This window comes from Sporolactobacillus inulinus (assembly GCF_006539285.1).
Classification (GTDB): Bacteria; Bacillota; Bacilli; order Bacillales; family Sporolactobacillaceae; genus Sporolactobacillus; species Sporolactobacillus inulinus.
Window position 1 is genome coordinate 43,620 of sequence record NZ_BJMS01000006.1, and the last position, 16,480, is coordinate 60,099.

Below are 16,480 nucleotides of genomic sequence, written 5' to 3' on the forward strand. Positions count from 1 at the left end.
CAGTTAATTCGGCTTTCCTTACGAATCCTTGATATTGCCGCTCTGTTAATGTTTGACAAAGCCTTCATCAATCATTACTATTAGTGAAGATTTGACTATTCACAGAAAGGGGGAGAACAATCATGAATGATTATCTCGTCATTGTCGAATCTCCCGCTAAAGCGAAAACAATAAAACGTTATCTTGGTTCAAAATATGAAGTGAAGGCATCAATGGGGCATGTACGCGATTTACCGAAAAGTCAGATGGGCATTGATGTGAATGATCACTTTAAACCGCGTTATATTACGATTCGCGGGAAGGGACCAGTGCTCAAAGAACTGAAAAGCGCCGCAAAAAAAGCGAAAAAAGTATACCTTGCAGCCGACCCCGATCGAGAAGGAGAAGCGATTGCATGGCATCTCGCCCACAGTCTTGATATTGATGATCGCTCCGCCTGCCGCGTTGTTTTCAACGAAATTACGAAGCCGGCGATTAAGGCAGCGTTTAAAAAGCCGCGTACGATCAACATGGACTTGGTTGATGCGCAGCAAGCAAGACGTATTCTCGACCGGCTTGTCGGTTATAACATTAGCCCACTTTTATGGAAAAAGGTGAAAAAAGGGCTGAGTGCTGGGCGTGTTCAATCGGTCGCGCTGCGTATGATCATGGAACGCGAAAAAGAAATAAAAGCATTCGTTCCGGAAGAATACTGGTCGATCGGCAGCTCCTTTCGAGTCGGCGACGAATCGTTTGAGGCTGCATTCTACGGCATTGAGGGAAAAAAGAAAGAATTGAAAACTGAGGATGATGTAAAAAACGTCCTCGCAAAGATAAAGGATCAAACGTTTACCGTTCAAAACGTTCAGAAGAAAGAACGGCTGCGCTATCCGGTTGTGCCGTTTACGACCTCTTCGCTGCAGCAGGAAGCTGCGAGAAAGCTGAATTTCAGAGCGCGAAAAACCATGATGATTGCCCAACAGCTTTACGAAGGAATTGCGCTTGGCAAACAGGGCAGCACCGGGCTCATTACGTACATGAGAACCGATTCTACACGCATTTCCGAGGTTGCTAAAACGGAAGCAAAGTCCTTTATTTTTGAGAATTACGGCGAAAACTATTATAATAATAAACCTCAGAAAGCCAAAAAATCGGAAAACACACAAGATGCACATGAAGGTGTGCGCCCAACGTCGGTATTGAGGCAGCCAAAAGAAATAAAAGACTATTTGAGCCGTGATCAATATAAGTTGTATAAACTCATTTGGGAGCGCTTCGTTGCAAGTCAAATGGCACCGGCAGTCCTGGATACAGTACGTGCGGATCTTGAACAGAATGGGGTTGTGTTCCGAGCAACAGGCTCTAAAGTTAAATTTCAAGGGTTTATGAAGGTTTACGTTGAAGGCAGTGATGAGCCGAAAAAGAAGACCGCGGCAAAGGCGAAAGAGAATGATCTTCCGGAACTGGAGAATGGAATGCAAGCGCTACAAGATCAAACAGATCCGAAACAGCATTATACCCAGCCGCCGCCACGCTATACCGAAGCAACACTCGTGAAAAAAATGGAGGAAATTGGAATCGGTCGCCCGTCTACCTATGCACCGACGATTGACACGATTCAGCGACGCAACTATGTGACCATGGATGCGAAGCGATTTGTGCCGACTGAACTAGGCGAGATCGTATTGAATCTGATCGTTGAATTCTTTCCTGAAATTATAAATATTGATTTTACGGCTAAGATGGAAACGGATTTGGACGAGGTTGAGGAGGGCTCAAGAAACTGGATTACTCTGATTGACCATTTCTATGAGGACTTCTCAAAGCGACTATCCAAGGCGGAAAAGGAAATGCAGTCGGTATCCATTAAGGATGAGCCTGCAGGCATTAAATGTGAGAAATGTGGGCATGAAATGGTTTATAAGATGGGAAGGTTCGGCAAGTTCCTTGCCTGTTCCAACTTTCCGGAATGCCGCAATACAAAACCGATATTGAAGAAAACAGGCGTACCGTGCCCGAAATGCGGCAAAGGTGAGGTTGTTGAGCGTAGAAGCAAAAAAAGGCGTATTTTCTACGGATGCGATCGTTATCCTGAATGTGACTTTGTCTCATGGGACAAACCGATTCAGCGCAAGTGTCCGAAATGCGATTCATATCTGGTTGAAAAAAAGACGAAAAACGGTAAATCCGTTGAATGTCCGAAATGCGACTATAAAGAAGAGGTACAGTAATCGTTTGAATTGCTTAAAGAAATGAGGAAGATTTATGGCAGGACAATCAGTCAATGTTATCGGTGCTGGGCTCGCAGGAAGTGAAGCGGCATGGCAGATCGCAAAAAGAGGCATTCCAGTTACACTATATGAAATGCGTCCGAAAAAACAGACACCGGCGCATCATACGGATAAGTTTGCTGAACTTGTATGCACCAACTCGCTTCGGTCAAACAGTCTTACCAATGCGGTTGGCATTCTTAAAGAAGAGATGCGCCGCCTTGATTCATTGGTTATTGCCGCTGCCGATTCTGCAGCAGTTCCGGCAGGGGGAGCCCTTGCTGTTGATCGTCATGATTTTTCTGGGATCGTCACAAGAAAACTAAAAGAATTGCCGAATGTAACCGTAATAAATGATGAGGCAGTAACGATTCCGCAAGTGCCGACGATCATCGCCACCGGTCCGTTAACCTCTGCAGTGCTGTCAGAAGAGATAAAGCGTTTGACTGGTGAAGATTATTTTTATTTTTATGATGCGGCGGCACCAATTATTGATGGGGAAACGATTAATCGTGACAAGGTTTATTTAAAATCGCGTTATGACAAGGGCGATGCGGCTTATTTAAATTGTCCGATGAACAAGGAGGAGTTCGAGGCATTCTTCCGTGAGCTGACGACCGCTGAGACCGCTCCTTTAAAAGATTTTGAACAAGAGAAGTATTTTAGCGGCTGCATGCCTGTTGAAATTATGGCAAGACAAGGCGCAAAAACCCTATTGTTTGGTCCTTTGAAACCGGTCGGCTTAGAGGATCCTAAGACCGGCAAGCGGCCGTACGCGGTTGTGCAGTTGCGGCAAGACAATTCTGCGGGTACACTTTTCAATATGGTAGGGTTCCAAACGCATTTGAAATGGGGCGAGCAGAAACGTGTCTTTCATATGATTCCAGGTTTGGAAGATGCAGAGATCGTGCGTTATGGTGTGATGCATCGAAACACATTTCTTAACGCTCCATCTATACTAAAGCCAACGTATCAGACAAAGGTGGACGATCAGTTGTTTTTTGCGGGGCAGATGACCGGTGTTGAGGGCTATGTGGAATCGGCGGCTTCAGGACTAATTGCTGGAATAAATGCAGCGCGTCTTGCAGTAGCCGAACAGCCAATGAATTTCCCTGAGGAAACTGTCATTGGCAGTATGGCCCACTACATTACAACGGCCAGTTCAAAGAATTTTCAGCCGATGAATGCAAACTTTGGTTTATTGCCACCGTTGAACGAACGAATTAAGGATAAAAAAATACGTGGAGAACGCTATGCGGCACGAGCGTTAGAGCGCCTCAATGATTTTGTTATAAAATTATAAATATTATTGCTAATTTAAATACCGTGTGCTAACATGAATAAGCAGGATTTGTCGGTTTAGTGAGTTTTCCTTGATCATAATAACTTAGATGTTTTAATACGAGAATTTTTGATCATTTATAGATTTTATAAAAATAGTAAATTCGGATGCCGCAGACCGAATTAGGGGGCTCAGTACAATGGGAGGTGCCTGCCCATCGTATTGCGGCTTTATTTTATGAAAGCGTATAAAGATTCAATATTCTGACGAGACTGCAAGCGATGCCACTTTGCATTGCAGATTAGGTACACGGTTCGAAAACTTCTTGGTTGAGAAGATTGACTACAATTTTTGGAAAACTAATTATGTTTAACCCAATAGAACAGATTCAATTCGTTTGTTACGGCCTGAATTTAAAAGCGGATGGCAAATGGATTCATTAGGATTGTACAAGTAGTTGTTTCTCAGCCAAACATTTTAACTCAGTATTTGTTGTTTTTAGGAGGAATTATGATGACGTTGCTTGAAAAAACAAGAAAGATTAATCAATTATTACAAGGTACTAAGACACAGGTTGATTTTAATGAAATGGCGCAAACGCTGCGCGATGTCATTCAGACCAACACTTTTGTTGTCAGCCGTCGGGGAAAAATTTTGGGGATGTCTTTGAAACTGGAATTTGATAACGAACGGATTCAAAAGATGTTTGAGAGCAGGCAGCTGCCTGACGATTATACACAGAGTCTGTTTTCTGTAGTCCAAACTTCATCAAACATTGATGTGGACAGTGAATTCAGTATTTTCCCTGATGAAAATAAGGAACTGTTCAAAAGTGGTTTGACAACGGTCGTTCCGATTGTTGGTGGCGGCGAACGTTTGGGAACTTTAATCCTTTCGCGCCTTGGTGAAACATTCGCCGACGAGGATCTCATCCTTGCAGAGTATGGGGCAACCGTTGTTGGAATGGAAATCCTGCGTGAAAAAACCGATGAGGTTGAAGAAGAAGCACGTGAAAAAGCGATCGTTCAGATGGCCATCGGATCGTTATCGTACAGCGAACTTGAAGCAATTGAGCATATTTTCGAAGAGCTGGACGGCAAGGAGGGTTTGCTGGTCGCAAGTAAAATTGCCGATCGAGTTGGCATCACGCGTTCGGTCATTGTCAACGCACTGCGCAAATTAGAAAGTGCCGGCGTAATCGAATCACGTTCACTCGGAATGAAGGGCACTTATATTAAAGTCCTGAACGATAAGTTCCTTTATGAACTGAACCGAATCAAGGGCGAATAAGCTTCGAAAAATTATAGCTTTGGTGTCATCAAAGGACCTTTGGCAATTTATAAATTGCCAAAGGTCCTTTTTTCAATTTTGCCCCTTCTTCAAACCAATAGACCAGTGTCTTGGCCAAGAATCAAAGCGGAGGTGCTCTGGCGCCTGTGGGATCGCTCACTGTTGATGCGTGCCAGCAAGACCCCGCAGATCTCAGCATGTCTGAGGAGGCTCGTGGACTGCCCACGGTCGCACCCTGTTGATGCGAGCAGCTGAAGTGTTGTTCGTGCACAACGCGGAAGTCACCGCATCCTCCGGAAGTAAGGACCGGGCGCTTTTTGCCTAGTTTTTCTAACGAGTCAATAAGGCTTATGACTTTGGTTTTGCAGACCGGATATATAAGCGCTCGGGCGCCTGTGGAGCGGAGCTGTTGATTGCGAGCTCGGTGAGAATTCACAAATTTTTGCTTACAGTCATCCCAGTAAACGCAATGGGCAGTAAGGGAGAAACAGCAGTTTTGCTACGCTTTTATACTAAATTCAATAAAATATATTATCTCATTATTAAAAATAAATAAAAATTGGGACTGATAGTCCATAAGACCCTTTTTATCTTTTTAAAAAAAATAGAAACCGCATACATTGAATGTCTTTTATATTTAATATGGAAATTAGTGGTAATTCAAGGGGCAAAACGCCCACAAAAAAATGATTGTGTCTGTCGAATTCAGTCGAATAGTAGAAAACATCGTGAACTTTGGTCGAATAATTGATAAAATAGGTAGAGTAAAGATTGTGTCTTGTCAGTACTTATCTGCAAGAAATGAAAGGGTGAGATGATCATGCAAATAACCCCCATGACTGCTTTGGAACAAGGGTTGAACAGATCAATGGCCGCTCAAAACGCAATCGCTCAAAATATTGCTAATGTTGATACGCCAGATTACAAAGCAAAGAAAGTGTTGTTTGAAGACGTTCTTGACAGCAAAATGCAAGCGAATCGGACAAATCCGAAGCATCTAAGCTTCACTTCTGCTGGCGAACCAGGTTTCCGGATCGTGAACGATTCATTTGGTTCGGTACAAAATAATGGAAACAATGTTGACCTCGAGCATGAAATGTCTGAACTGGCACAAAATCAGTTGCTTTATCAAACGTTGAGCCAAGCTGCAAGCGATCAATTTCAAAAGTTTAACATTGTTTTAGGGGGTGCTAGATAATGGGGATGTTCAGCGGACTTGATGTTTCGGCTTCTGGATTGACAGCACAACGCTTTCGGATGGACGTCCTGTCGGCGAATATTGCAAATCAAGATACAACACGGGGACGCTACGTGAATGGACACTGGGAACCGTACACGAGAAAAGTTGTCAACCTAAAGACGCTTGATTCGCATTCGTTTGACACTCATTTTAATCAAGCGCTCGGCAACGCTTCTGGTGGGGTTGAAGTAGCCTCGGTAAGTGAAGATCCGACTGCTTTCCCAGTGAAATACGACCCACAAAATCCGGATGCGGACGCTGCCGGCTATGTACGTCAATCCAATGTTGATCCATTAAAAGAAATGGTCGATCTGATGGATGCCAACCGTGCTTACGAAGCCGGGGTTACAGTGATGAATGCAAATAAAAACATACTGTCCCGAGCATTAGAAATAGGAAGGTAGGCTGGAGCTTTGACACTAAATGCAGTTAATCTAAATCACACATTTTCCAATGCATCGAATCAATCGGTTAAATCGGTTTCTCAAACGCAAAATGATTTTGCAAAGATGTTCAAAGATGCGTTAGGTTCTGTGAATGACGCGCAGCAATCGACAAATCAATTGGTTAGTGAAGTGGCGAGCGGAAATAGTGATATGGACTTACATAACGTTATGATTGCCATGCAAAAATCGAACGTTCTATTGAAAACCACGGTTCAAGTCCGTGATCGGGTTGTTGAAGCCTACCAAGAAGTTATGAGAATGCAAGTCTAATTTTGGTATGTGCGGACGATGAACGGAGGTAGCGGAATGAAAGAACGGCTCGTATCATGGTTTAATCGATTAAAGACATTTTGGAGCAGGATACCGAAGAAAAATAAGATTTGGATGATCAGCGGTTCAGCCGTCGTTTTCGCTGCGCTGATAGCGATTCTGCTCATAACAAATATAAAGCATTACACGCCGCTGTACAGCGACCTTTCGGAAAATGAAGCAGGGCAAATTACAGATGACTTAGATAGCAAGAGCATTCCTTATAAACTATCAAATGGCGGAACAACGATTAGTGTACCTGAAAAGCAAGTTGATCAGCTTAAAGTTGAACTTGCTGCTCAAGGATTGCCGAAGACGGGACAAATTGACTATTCTTTCTTTGGCCAAAATGCCGGATTTGGGATGACAGATAAACAATTCGATGTGCTTCAGCGTGCCGCAATGCAAACGGAGCTTGCCAATTTAATCGCGAATACAAAGGGCGTGAAGTCCGCTAAGGTAATGATCAGTTTGCCGCAAAACGATGTATGGGTGAGCGATCAAGACAAGAAAAGTGGTACATCGGCATCAATTGTACTTAATGTAACACCTGGTGATCAGTTGAGTGCTGATCAGATCAATGGACTCTACCATCTTGTAGCCAAAAGTGTACCGAACTTATCTGTAGATAATATTGTCATCATGGATCAGTATTTCAACTATTATGATTTGAAAAATAATAATGCCAACGGATCAACATTATCTGCTTATGATCAGCAGCAAGCGATTATTCGTGATGTTGAAAATAATGTTCAACGAAGAGTCACACAGATGCTGACGATGATGATGGGTGAAGGCAAGGTAATGGTTAATGTAACGGCTAACGTTGACTTCACGCAATCGAAGGAAAAACAGGAGCTTGTAGAGCCTGTCAACCAGCAGACAATGGAAGGTATTCAAACGAGTACGGAACATATAACGGAGAACTATACCGGCCAAGGGGCAGCAGGACAGGCCGGGACGGGAACCAATGATTCTCAAACACCTACATATCAAGATGGAACAAGCGGCAACGGGAACTATCAGAAAGTTGAAGACCGAGTCAATTATGAATTTAATCGAATTCATCGGGAAGTAACAAACAGCCCATACAAAGTGAACGATTTGGGCATCCAAGTGATGATTGAACCTCCGACAGCGAGTAACAATGCCAGCTTATCGGCGCAGAGCGTGAATGATGTACGGCAAATATTAAATTCAATTATTAAAACAACCATTTCCGATCCGCAAGGCCAAGAATTAATGAACAACGCGATTAACCAGAAGACATCGGTAACGGTTGGACGATTTAATGGAAAGCCGACCGCACAACCACAAGGCAGCAAAATCAATTGGCTCTGGATTGCGGGAGGTAGCCTACTCGCACTGCTCATGGTCGGGCTCATTGTATGGCTGATCCGGCGCAGAAAAAATGATGAGGATGCTGAGACGGTCGTTGAGGATATTCCGCAGCAAGAAGATTACCAAGCGATGCTTAATCAAGAAAATCCGGAACAGAGGAAATTCCACGAACTGGAAGAGATGGCAAAAGAGAAGCCTGATCAATTCGTTAAGCTGCTGCGTGGCTGGCTAGCAGAGGATAAGTAAGGGAGGCGATAATATGCCTGATCGAAGAAGCAAATTAACAGGAAAACAAAAGGCCGCTATTTTAATGATCGCTTTAGGAACCGACGTTTCCGCACACATTATGAAGCAATTTACAGAACAAGAAATTGAAGATATGACCTTGGAAATTTCCAATGCACGGAAAATAGATTCCGACACCAAAACGCAAATAATCGATGAGTTTTTTCAAACAGCGGTTGCGCAAGATTACATTGCGCAAGGCGGAATCGGCTATGCGAAACAGGTCCTTGAAAAAGCGCTGGGATCAGATGAAGCCAATAAAGTGATCCAAAGGCTGACGTCAACGCTTCAGGTGAAACCATTTGATTTCATGAGAAAAAGCGATCCACAACAAATCCTTAACTTTATCCAAAACGAACATCCGCAGACGATTGCACTGGTTTTATCTTATTTGGAGCCTGATCAAGCGGGCGCTGTGCTTTCAGCACTGCCCGTAGAGCTGCAAGTACAAGTTGCACGCAGAATCGCTCAAATGGATCGCACCTCACCTGAAACAATCGCACAAGTGGAACGGATTTTGGAGAAGAAAGTTTCCAGTTCATCGGTGACCGAGGACTATACACAAACGGGCGGCATTACGTCAATTGTCAGCGTCTTAAACGGTGTAGACCGTACAACTGAACGGAATATTCTTGAAAAACTGGAACAGCAGAATCCTGATCTTGCCGAAGAAATTAAAAAGCGAATGTTCGTATTCGAGGACATTATCATTCTGGATGATCGTGCGATTCAGCGCGTTATCCGTGAAAGTGAGAATGAAGATCTGATCTTAGCGATGCGTACAGCAAGTGATGAAGTGAAGGATCTTTTGTTTAAGAATATGTCGGACCGTATGGCTGCAAGTTTTAAAGAAGAGCTGAATTATATGGGTCCCGTGCGGTTGCACGATGTCGAAGAAGCTCAGACGCGTATCGTAAATACGGTTCGAAAATTGGAAGATGCCGGTGAACTTGTAATTGCACGCGGAAATGGGGATGACGTGATTGTCTAACCTGCTCAAGAATATTCGCCTTGATGGACAAACAAAATTTGTGCATCGCATGGCAACAATCGATCCGAAACTTGATTCGTTGAATGAATCCTCGGATGCACAATCCGTTGAAAAAACGTTGCAACAAAAAATTGAGGCGGCAAAACACGAGGCAGAACAGATCATTCAAAAAGCGCAAGCAAGAGCAGAAGCAGTTGAACAACAGGCTGTTGTCAAAGAGCAGGAAGCAGAACATCGGCGTGCTGACGCTTTCCAGCAGAAGGTTCAGGAAGGTTATGAAACAGGATTCAACAAGGGCACCAATGAAGCGGCAGCACACTATGCTGCATTGATTGAACAGGGAAATCAGTTTATTGATCAGGCGCATACCGTTTATGACGATGCGATTCAAAAGGCAGCGCCGGATATTCTTAGAATGTCGATCGCCATTGCCGAGAAAATTGTTAATGTTTCGCTTGCAGAAGATAAAAAGAAGTGGCAGGGACTGGTTGCTAAAGCAATTCAGGAAGTTCGCGATCAGGAAAAAATCAAAATAATCGTTGCTCCGCTTCATTTTGATTTTCTTAACCAAAGTCGGCAAATTCTTCAACAATATGTTCAGGACGGCAAACTTTATATTTATGCTGATCCTGATTTTGCTGAAAATGATTGCATCATTGAAACAGCGTTTGGAAAAATTGATGCCGGAGTGGACAGCCAATTACAGGTCATTAAAAAGAAATTGACGGAACTGATGGAGGAAAAGGAACAATGAATGCGGACACACTGATTGAACATCTCGCGGATATTGATAGCTATCGCCGTTATGGAAAGATTCATCGTGTTGTTGGGCTGCTCATTGAGTCCAAAGGACCATCGGCATCCGTAGGTGACGTCTGTCTGATACATATTAAGAGTGGCAAGAAAGTATTGGCGGAAGTGGTGGGGTTTAAAGGAGAGAACATATTACTTATGCCTTTTACTTCGGTGGCAACGATTGCGCCGGGGTGCTTGGTAGAAGCGACAGGCAAACCGCTTGAAGTAAAGGTAAACGAGGAATTGATTGGTCAAGTTTGCGACAGCTTGGGCCGACCGCTGTCTGACATGCACTTTACGAAACCGTTTGATCGCGTAACAACGAATCAGAGTCCGCCCAACCCTATGACACGGCCGCGAATTTCAGAGCCTATTGAGCTTGGGGTTCGCTCGATCAATGGATTACTGACTGTTGGAAGAGGTCAGCGGATCGGGATTTTTGCCGGAAGCGGTGTGGGAAAGAGTACGTTAATGGGGATGGTTGCCAGAAATACATCGGCCGACCTCAATGTGATTGCATTGATCGGTGAACGGGGGCGTGAAGTCAGAGAATTCTTGGAGAAGGATCTGGGACCTGAAGGAATGAAACGCTCAATTATCATTGTCGCAACCAGTGATCAGCCGGCTTTAATGCGCATAAAAGGTGCCTTTACCGCGACATCGATCGCCGAGTATTTTCGATCAAAAGGAAAAGACGTATTGCTGATGATGGATTCATTGACGCGTGTTGCCATGAGTCAGCGTGAACTGGGGCTAGCAGTTGGCGAGCCCCCAACGACAAAAGGGTATCCGCCCTCGGTTTTTGCCATGCTGCCGGAATTGCTTGAACGAACGGGGACAGATGCCCATGGAACAATTACCGCTCTCTATACGGTTCTCGTCGACGGTGATGATCTTGATGAACCGGTATCCGATACAGCACGTGGAATCCTCGACGGACATATTGTTTTGGATCGCGCATTAGCGCAGAAAGGGCAGTATCCCGCAATTAACTTGCTGAAGAGTGTCAGTCGAGTGATGAATGAGATTTGTACGCCTGAACATTTGAAAGCGGCCCAACATTTTCGGGCACTGCTTGCTCAGTATACGGAATCCGAGGATCTGATCGCTATTGGTGCTTACAAGCCGGGAAGTTCTGCGTCAATTGATGAGGCGATCCATTTCCATCCCAAACTCATCAGTTATTTGCGGCAGTCGGAAAATATTGGCGTGAGCCTTCACGAGTCGATCAAGCAATTAATTGCCGATTTTGGTCAGGAGGTCGAAGACAATGGAGTCTGATTACCGCTTTGAACGTGTGATGAAACTTGCAGATCACGAAAAACAAAATCTGGAAATTGAATACAAACAGCTCTATGAGCAGTTTGATCAGATCGCGCATCGCTTAATTGATCTTGTTGATCAAAAGGAGTCCATACAAATGGATATTCAAAAAAAGATGGTGCAAGCGATGCGCGTTGATCAAATGACACTGAAATTTTCCGATATTAATAAACTGGAACTTCTGATTGAAGAAACGCGCAAATACTTTCTGTCTTTAAAAGAACGGCTTGAAGCGCTTCAGACTAAACTGCAGGAGAAAACGATTGAGGTCAAAAAGTACAAGAAATTGAAAGAGCGCAGACAAAGCTTTGAACGGAAGCAGAAAATAAGGGCCGAGATGAAGGAAATGGATGAAATTGCCGGCAGACGTGCTGCCAATCGATGAAGGGAGGGTGACGCGGCATGGAAGAAACGAAAAAAACGAGCTTTGGGATGAAGCTTTTTAAGGTACTACTGGCAATTCTAGTTCCCTTGCTTTTTGTCGTGCTGCTTGCTGCATTATTTCTTAAACTCTCTGGTGCGGATCCGATCAGCGAAGTAAAGCATCTGATTTTTCCGGAATCGAGAACTTCTCAGCAATCCGATTCGTCTGGAACCGAAGAGACAGCGCAACTAAAGCAGGACTTATCGAACGCTCAGGCACAGAACAAACAATTGAATCGTGACAATAAAAAATTAACAACTCAAATAAACGATTTGAAAGACCAATTAGAACAACAAAAAAATGATGCCGATACAAGCAGCAATCAAATGAAAAGTCAGTCGGAAACCGCCACACAGGCGATGTATGCGCAAACCTATCGATCAATGGATCCGGCTAAGGCCGGAGCAATTCTCAGCAAGCTGTCCGTGAAGCAGGCTGCAAAGTATATCAATTACTTAGATGATAAAACCAAAGCAGCAATTCTCGAAACAATGGATCCGGAGAAGGCGGCCGAACTGACCAAGTTGCTCGAGGCAAAGCTGCCAAACACAAATACTACTGAAAGTGCCGGCACTTCGGCTTCAACTGCAACGACATCAGCGCCATGATCCTCGTCTATTCCTTTGAAAGGAGGTGAAAATCATGAACGTAACGGGACTGAAACAGGGAAAAGCGATCGCTGAGTTTGCAGACCAGCCAGCAAAAAAGAAAAAGAAAGCAGCAGCTGCGGATTCTGTTTTTCTATCATTGATTCAGGTGATGCAAGCAAACGAGAAGCTGAATCGCGGTGCGCATGCGTTTGACTCTGGACAAAGGTCCGGCTTCAAGAAGCATGTGGCCAAGAGTATGGGTACAGCTAAAGCGAACGAACATGGCATCGGTCTAAACAACAGATCACAAGTTTCTGATGGGGCAAAGAAACTTGATTTGAGGAGCACGATACCGGTGGCCGACCCATTATCCGATCAATCACGAACAGATTCAATGAAACGCAGGAACAAATTTAAGAAATCAGCACCCGAAAATAAAGCGGTTGATCAGGCACCGGCACAGAGGAAACATCAATCTGCGGCTACGCTGGATCAAACGAACAGAATGGCGAAGCGAATTTTTTCTGTCAATCAGAAATTGAACGAAGATTATTCACCCGAGCAGTCAAAATCTTCTACTTCTGCTCATGAGACGAACCGATTACCGGCGGATCTACTGCAGATTTCCGAAAGGCAGCCGAGACAAGTAAAAGAAAGCGATGAAAGCCCAGTGATCAATCGTTTTAAGCGCAAACAAATAGCGGCTCACGCTGAATTGGCTAAAGCCAGACCTAATACGGACGAAATGGATCTGTTTCAGCGCGTAAATAGAGGTCACTCTGCAGGGGAAACGTTACGAAGCGCGAAAACAGCGATGGCTGCAGCGGATCGATTGCAGGATAAGGATCACTTAAACTCAGAAACCGGAAAGCAGAAGAAAAACGTACAGGACACACATTCCCCACTGTCTGTGGATCAAACGTGGATCGGGTCAAGAAAAATGAACAAGCTCGAGATGCTGCATCTTTTTCGAAGCCATCCTCAGCAATCAATAGAAAAGCCAGTGCATGAACAAGTTGCCGATCATTTGAACGAGTGGCTGGGAAAAGCTTCGTTCAAAATTGATGAAAGTGGAATGAAGTCCTATACGATGACTCTTTATCCACAGCATCTCGGAAAACTGACGGTTTCAATTCGACAAGAGAAACAAATGGGGCTAACTGCCGAGTTTACCGCGGAAACACAACAGGCAAAAGCGCTGTTGGAAGGCGATTTGGGAAAGCTGAAACATCAATGTATGGCACACGGCATTTCATTAACGCGTGTAGACATTCATCGGTTGGATCAGCAAGTCGTCGATCAACCCTATAACCAAGATCAGTCGAATCATGAATCGGGCCAACAGGATGACCATCATCAGAATCATTCCGAGGACGAGCAACAGCAGAATCTGCAATCAATAAATCGTAATAGTGAAAATAACGAACATTCTTTTAATGAATGGATGACGGGAGAGATGATATGAGATGAGCGGTCTTTCGGTTCAAACAAAAGCGAATACGAACACTTCGTCTTCCACATCTTCGAATGTCAATCAGCCACTGGATAAAAACTCTTTTTTAAAACTGCTGATTGCACAGCTAACGAATCAAGATCCAACTTCACCAATGGATAGTGCGCAGTTTGTATCGCAAATGGCAACATTTACGACACTCGAGCAGACGCAGAATATGAGCAGTGCGATTGATAAACTGGTTGCTTCGCAATCGAATCAGTCCTTGTCGGAACAAGCAGCAATGATTGGTAAGAAGATTAATTGGGATGAAACGGTCACCGGCAGCGATGGAAATACGGGAACAAAGTCATACTCTGGCGTGATCCAAGCCGTCAGTCTAAAGGATGGTTCGCTTAGCTTTCAAACCGATGATGGTTCACAAGTTGATCCCTCATCGGTTACGGGAATCAGTCAAGGTGGAGAGGCGGAGCAGAGTGTCTGATTTTCAGCCGATCACTTATTCGCCACTCATTCCGGTAACAGAATACGGCAACCACAATGCTGCATTGAAAAAGAAAGCGAATCATTCGTCTTTTGCAAATGCACTTGAGCGTGAGTATGCCGCGACGCAAATCACTCTTTCAAAGCACGCACGTGATCGAATCAATCAGCGTCACATTAATATTAGCGACCAAGAATGGCATCTAATCGATGCAAAGGTGCAGGAAGCAAAAAAGATGGGGATTGACGATTCATTGGTTTTAACCAAAAAGGCTGCCTTATTGGTCAGTGCGAAGAACAACACAGTGATTACGGCAGTGGGACTAGATGAAGCAAAGTCGCGGATTTTCTCAAACATTGACGGTACGATTATAATCAATCAATGATAAGGCTGGACCCTTAAAGGGAAGCCGGACTGTGGATGGACAGAAGCAGTCAGATCAAAGGGAGGATTTATTATGTTATTACGTTCATTAGGGTCAGGCGTTTCCGGTTTGAAAAACTTTCAGACAAGCTTAGACGTGATTGGCAACAACATCTCGAATGTCAGCACGACAGGGTATAAGAAAGCAAGAGTCAATTTTGAAGACTTGTTTTCCAACAATGTCCAATCAGCAAAAACCGATCAGAATGCGATCCAGGTCGGCCTTGGCGCACAGGCGGGTTCGATTGACAATATCATCACAAACGGAGTTGCCAATCCAACCGGTAATCCTTATGATGTTGCCATTAATGGTGAAGGATATTTTCAAGTGACAAATGGTGGAAATACTTATTATACCAGAGCAGGAGATTTTAAATTAAGTTCAGACGGAGAAAGTCTTGTCAATGCACAAGGTTATACGCTCTCTCTAGATTTCACTGCTCGTGGCACGGTTGATGGTCATCCTGCAACGTTCAATGACGTCAGTGCCTTTACGATTAATAATCAAGGCGTCATTTTAGGGACGCCTAAATCTAATTCAGAGACTAGTGTTAATTTAGGAAGAATTCAAGCTTATACGTTTAATAATCCTGCGGGACTTGAAAAAGTAGGGAATTCACTTTATCAGACAAGTCAAGCATCTGGAGCTGCAAACGGCAATCGAGACACAAATGGTCAAGGCGACTTCGTTCAGAACGCGCTTGAAGGTTCCAATGTTGATCTGACCGATGAAATGACGGCATTGATTGAAGCGCAGCGTGCCTACCAGGCGAATGCGCGTACGATCACGACAGCCGATCAGATCTTGCAGGAACTCGTGCAATTGAAGCGATAATTAAGTAAAGGAGTTAAATGAGCTGGGGCAGCATTGCTCCCAGCCCATTTTATTGCACTTATGATTACATTAACTCATTTTAATAACCGGTCCTTTTTGCTTAATCCATTTCTTATCGAACAGGTCGAATCGCTTCCCGATACGACAATTACACTAACGAATGGGAAAAAGCTGATCGTTAAAGAATCTCCAGAAGAAGTTGGCCGGATCATGGCCGCATTTCTTAAGAAAATTTCTTTGATCTCAGGATTGGCTGCGGAAGAAGGTGTGCACCGATGTTCAAAAGCAGAGCAATGAATTTGCTTTTTACACTCATGGTGCTAGTCATCATCGGAACGATCATTGTTTTCTTTTTTATTTTTCGTCAGCAAAGTGATGGGAAAAACAAAGGAACGGATATCGATGAAATTGTGAATCATTTGACGGTTGATACCGGTGAAATCACAACCAACATCAAAGGTGATCATTTCATTAAATTGGACTTTAATATTCAGGTCTCAAGCAAGGAAGCGAAAGAGGAACTTGAGAAACGTAGCTTCCAAGTGAAGAACGCGGTGATCTATACAGTGTCCGGCATGACGCCGGAAGATCTTCAAGATCAGCAAGGCATTGCACAACTGGAAAGCTTAATTAAAAAGAGAGTTGATGGATTTCTTCAGAGCGGAACGGTGACGCATGTCTATACGACCGAGAAGATTGTGCAATAGCTCTAGTAGAAGG

18 protein-coding genes are annotated in these 16,480 nt (G+C 44.0%); all 18 read left to right on the forward strand.

Going from position 1 to position 16,480, the window contains the following annotated elements:
- Positions 1 to 122 precede the first annotated feature (122 nt).
- Positions 123 to 2,210 (forward strand): type I DNA topoisomerase, encoded by a 2,088-nt coding sequence (gene topA / locus SIN01_RS01140; RefSeq protein WP_010026557.1) that lies wholly within the window; start codon positions 123 to 125, stop codon positions 2,208 to 2,210.
- A 34-nt stretch (positions 2,211 to 2,244) separates the two neighbouring features.
- The gene (gene trmFO / locus SIN01_RS01145) at positions 2,245 to 3,552 is read left to right on the forward strand and encodes an FADH(2)-oxidizing methylenetetrahydrofolate--tRNA-(uracil(54)-C(5))-methyltransferase TrmFO (RefSeq protein WP_047035364.1); all 1,308 of its coding nucleotides are present in this window, start codon (positions 2,245 to 2,247) and stop codon (positions 3,550 to 3,552) included.
- Between the two features lie 492 nt (positions 3,553 to 4,044).
- Entirely contained in the window at positions 4,045 to 4,821 is a 777-nt protein-coding gene (gene codY, locus SIN01_RS01150; RefSeq protein WP_010027764.1) for a GTP-sensing pleiotropic transcriptional regulator CodY, read from the forward strand.
- 820 nt (positions 4,822 to 5,641) lie between these two features.
- A complete protein-coding gene (gene flgB / locus SIN01_RS01155; protein ID WP_010026264.1) occupies positions 5,642 to 6,019 on the forward strand; it encodes a flagellar basal body rod protein FlgB in 378 nt (125 codons plus the stop codon).
- Positions 6,019 to 6,465, forward strand: coding sequence for a flagellar basal body rod protein FlgC (gene flgC, locus SIN01_RS01160; RefSeq protein ID WP_010026266.1), 447 nt, complete (start codon positions 6,019 to 6,021; stop codon positions 6,463 to 6,465). Before flgB ends, flgC begins: the two co-directional genes overlap by 1 nt.
- Before the next feature lie 9 nt (positions 6,466 to 6,474).
- Positions 6,475 to 6,777 (forward strand): flagellar hook-basal body complex protein FliE, encoded by a 303-nt coding sequence (gene fliE / locus SIN01_RS01165; RefSeq protein ID WP_010026267.1) that lies wholly within the window; start codon positions 6,475 to 6,477, stop codon positions 6,775 to 6,777.
- A gap of 36 nt (positions 6,778 to 6,813) precedes the next feature.
- Complete coding sequence (gene fliF, locus SIN01_RS01170; RefSeq protein ID WP_010026268.1) at positions 6,814 to 8,403, forward strand: flagellar basal-body MS-ring/collar protein FliF; 1,590 nt, start codon at positions 6,814 to 6,816, stop codon at positions 8,401 to 8,403.
- A gap of 13 nt (positions 8,404 to 8,416) precedes the next feature.
- Positions 8,417 to 9,433, forward strand: coding sequence for a flagellar motor switch protein FliG (gene fliG, locus SIN01_RS01175; RefSeq protein ID WP_010026270.1), 1,017 nt, complete (start codon positions 8,417 to 8,419; stop codon positions 9,431 to 9,433).
- Positions 9,426 to 10,187 carry a flagellar assembly protein FliH gene (gene fliH, locus SIN01_RS01180; RefSeq protein WP_010026272.1) on the forward strand — a complete coding sequence of 254 codons (762 nt, stop codon included), beginning with the start codon at positions 9,426 to 9,428 and terminating at the stop codon, positions 10,185 to 10,187. The genes fliG and fliH overlap by 8 nt, the downstream gene beginning before the upstream one ends.
- Positions 10,184 to 11,509, forward strand: coding sequence for a flagellar protein export ATPase FliI (fliI, locus tag SIN01_RS01185; RefSeq protein WP_010026273.1), 1,326 nt, complete (start codon positions 10,184 to 10,186; stop codon positions 11,507 to 11,509). The genes fliH and fliI overlap by 4 nt, the downstream gene beginning before the upstream one ends.
- Positions 11,499 to 11,936 carry a flagellar export protein FliJ gene (fliJ, locus tag SIN01_RS01190; protein WP_010026274.1) on the forward strand — a complete coding sequence of 146 codons (438 nt, stop codon included), beginning with the start codon at positions 11,499 to 11,501 and terminating at the stop codon, positions 11,934 to 11,936. Before fliI ends, fliJ begins: the two co-directional genes overlap by 11 nt.
- Before the next feature lie 17 nt (positions 11,937 to 11,953).
- Positions 11,954 to 12,583, forward strand: coding sequence for a MotE family protein (locus SIN01_RS01195; RefSeq protein WP_010026275.1), 630 nt, complete (start codon positions 11,954 to 11,956; stop codon positions 12,581 to 12,583).
- Between the two features lie 34 nt (positions 12,584 to 12,617).
- Complete coding sequence (locus SIN01_RS01200) at positions 12,618 to 14,030, forward strand: flagellar hook-length control protein FliK (protein ID WP_047035378.1); 1,413 nt, start codon at positions 12,618 to 12,620, stop codon at positions 14,028 to 14,030.
- Position 14,031: 1 nt separating this feature from the next.
- Positions 14,032 to 14,502, forward strand: coding sequence for a flagellar hook capping FlgD N-terminal domain-containing protein (locus tag SIN01_RS01205; RefSeq protein WP_010025514.1), 471 nt, complete (start codon positions 14,032 to 14,034; stop codon positions 14,500 to 14,502).
- On the forward strand, positions 14,495 to 14,887 hold the full coding sequence (locus SIN01_RS01210) for a TIGR02530 family flagellar biosynthesis protein (protein WP_010025513.1): 393 nt from the start codon (positions 14,495 to 14,497) through the stop codon (positions 14,885 to 14,887). The genes SIN01_RS01205 and SIN01_RS01210 overlap by 8 nt, the downstream gene beginning before the upstream one ends.
- Positions 14,888 to 14,959: 72 nt before the next feature.
- Positions 14,960 to 15,760, forward strand: a complete 801-nt coding sequence (locus tag SIN01_RS01215) for a flagellar hook-basal body complex protein (RefSeq protein ID WP_010025511.1) — start codon at positions 14,960 to 14,962, stop codon at positions 15,758 to 15,760.
- Positions 15,761 to 15,820: 60 nt separating this feature from the next.
- Positions 15,821 to 16,057 carry a flagellar FlbD family protein gene (locus SIN01_RS01220; protein ID WP_029548210.1) on the forward strand — a complete coding sequence of 79 codons (237 nt, stop codon included), beginning with the start codon at positions 15,821 to 15,823 and terminating at the stop codon, positions 16,055 to 16,057.
- On the forward strand, positions 16,036 to 16,467 hold the full coding sequence (locus SIN01_RS01225) for a flagellar basal body-associated FliL family protein (RefSeq protein WP_047035375.1): 432 nt from the start codon (positions 16,036 to 16,038) through the stop codon (positions 16,465 to 16,467). The genes SIN01_RS01220 and SIN01_RS01225 overlap by 22 nt, the downstream gene beginning before the upstream one ends.
- The last annotated feature ends 13 nt before the right edge of the window (positions 16,468 to 16,480 follow it).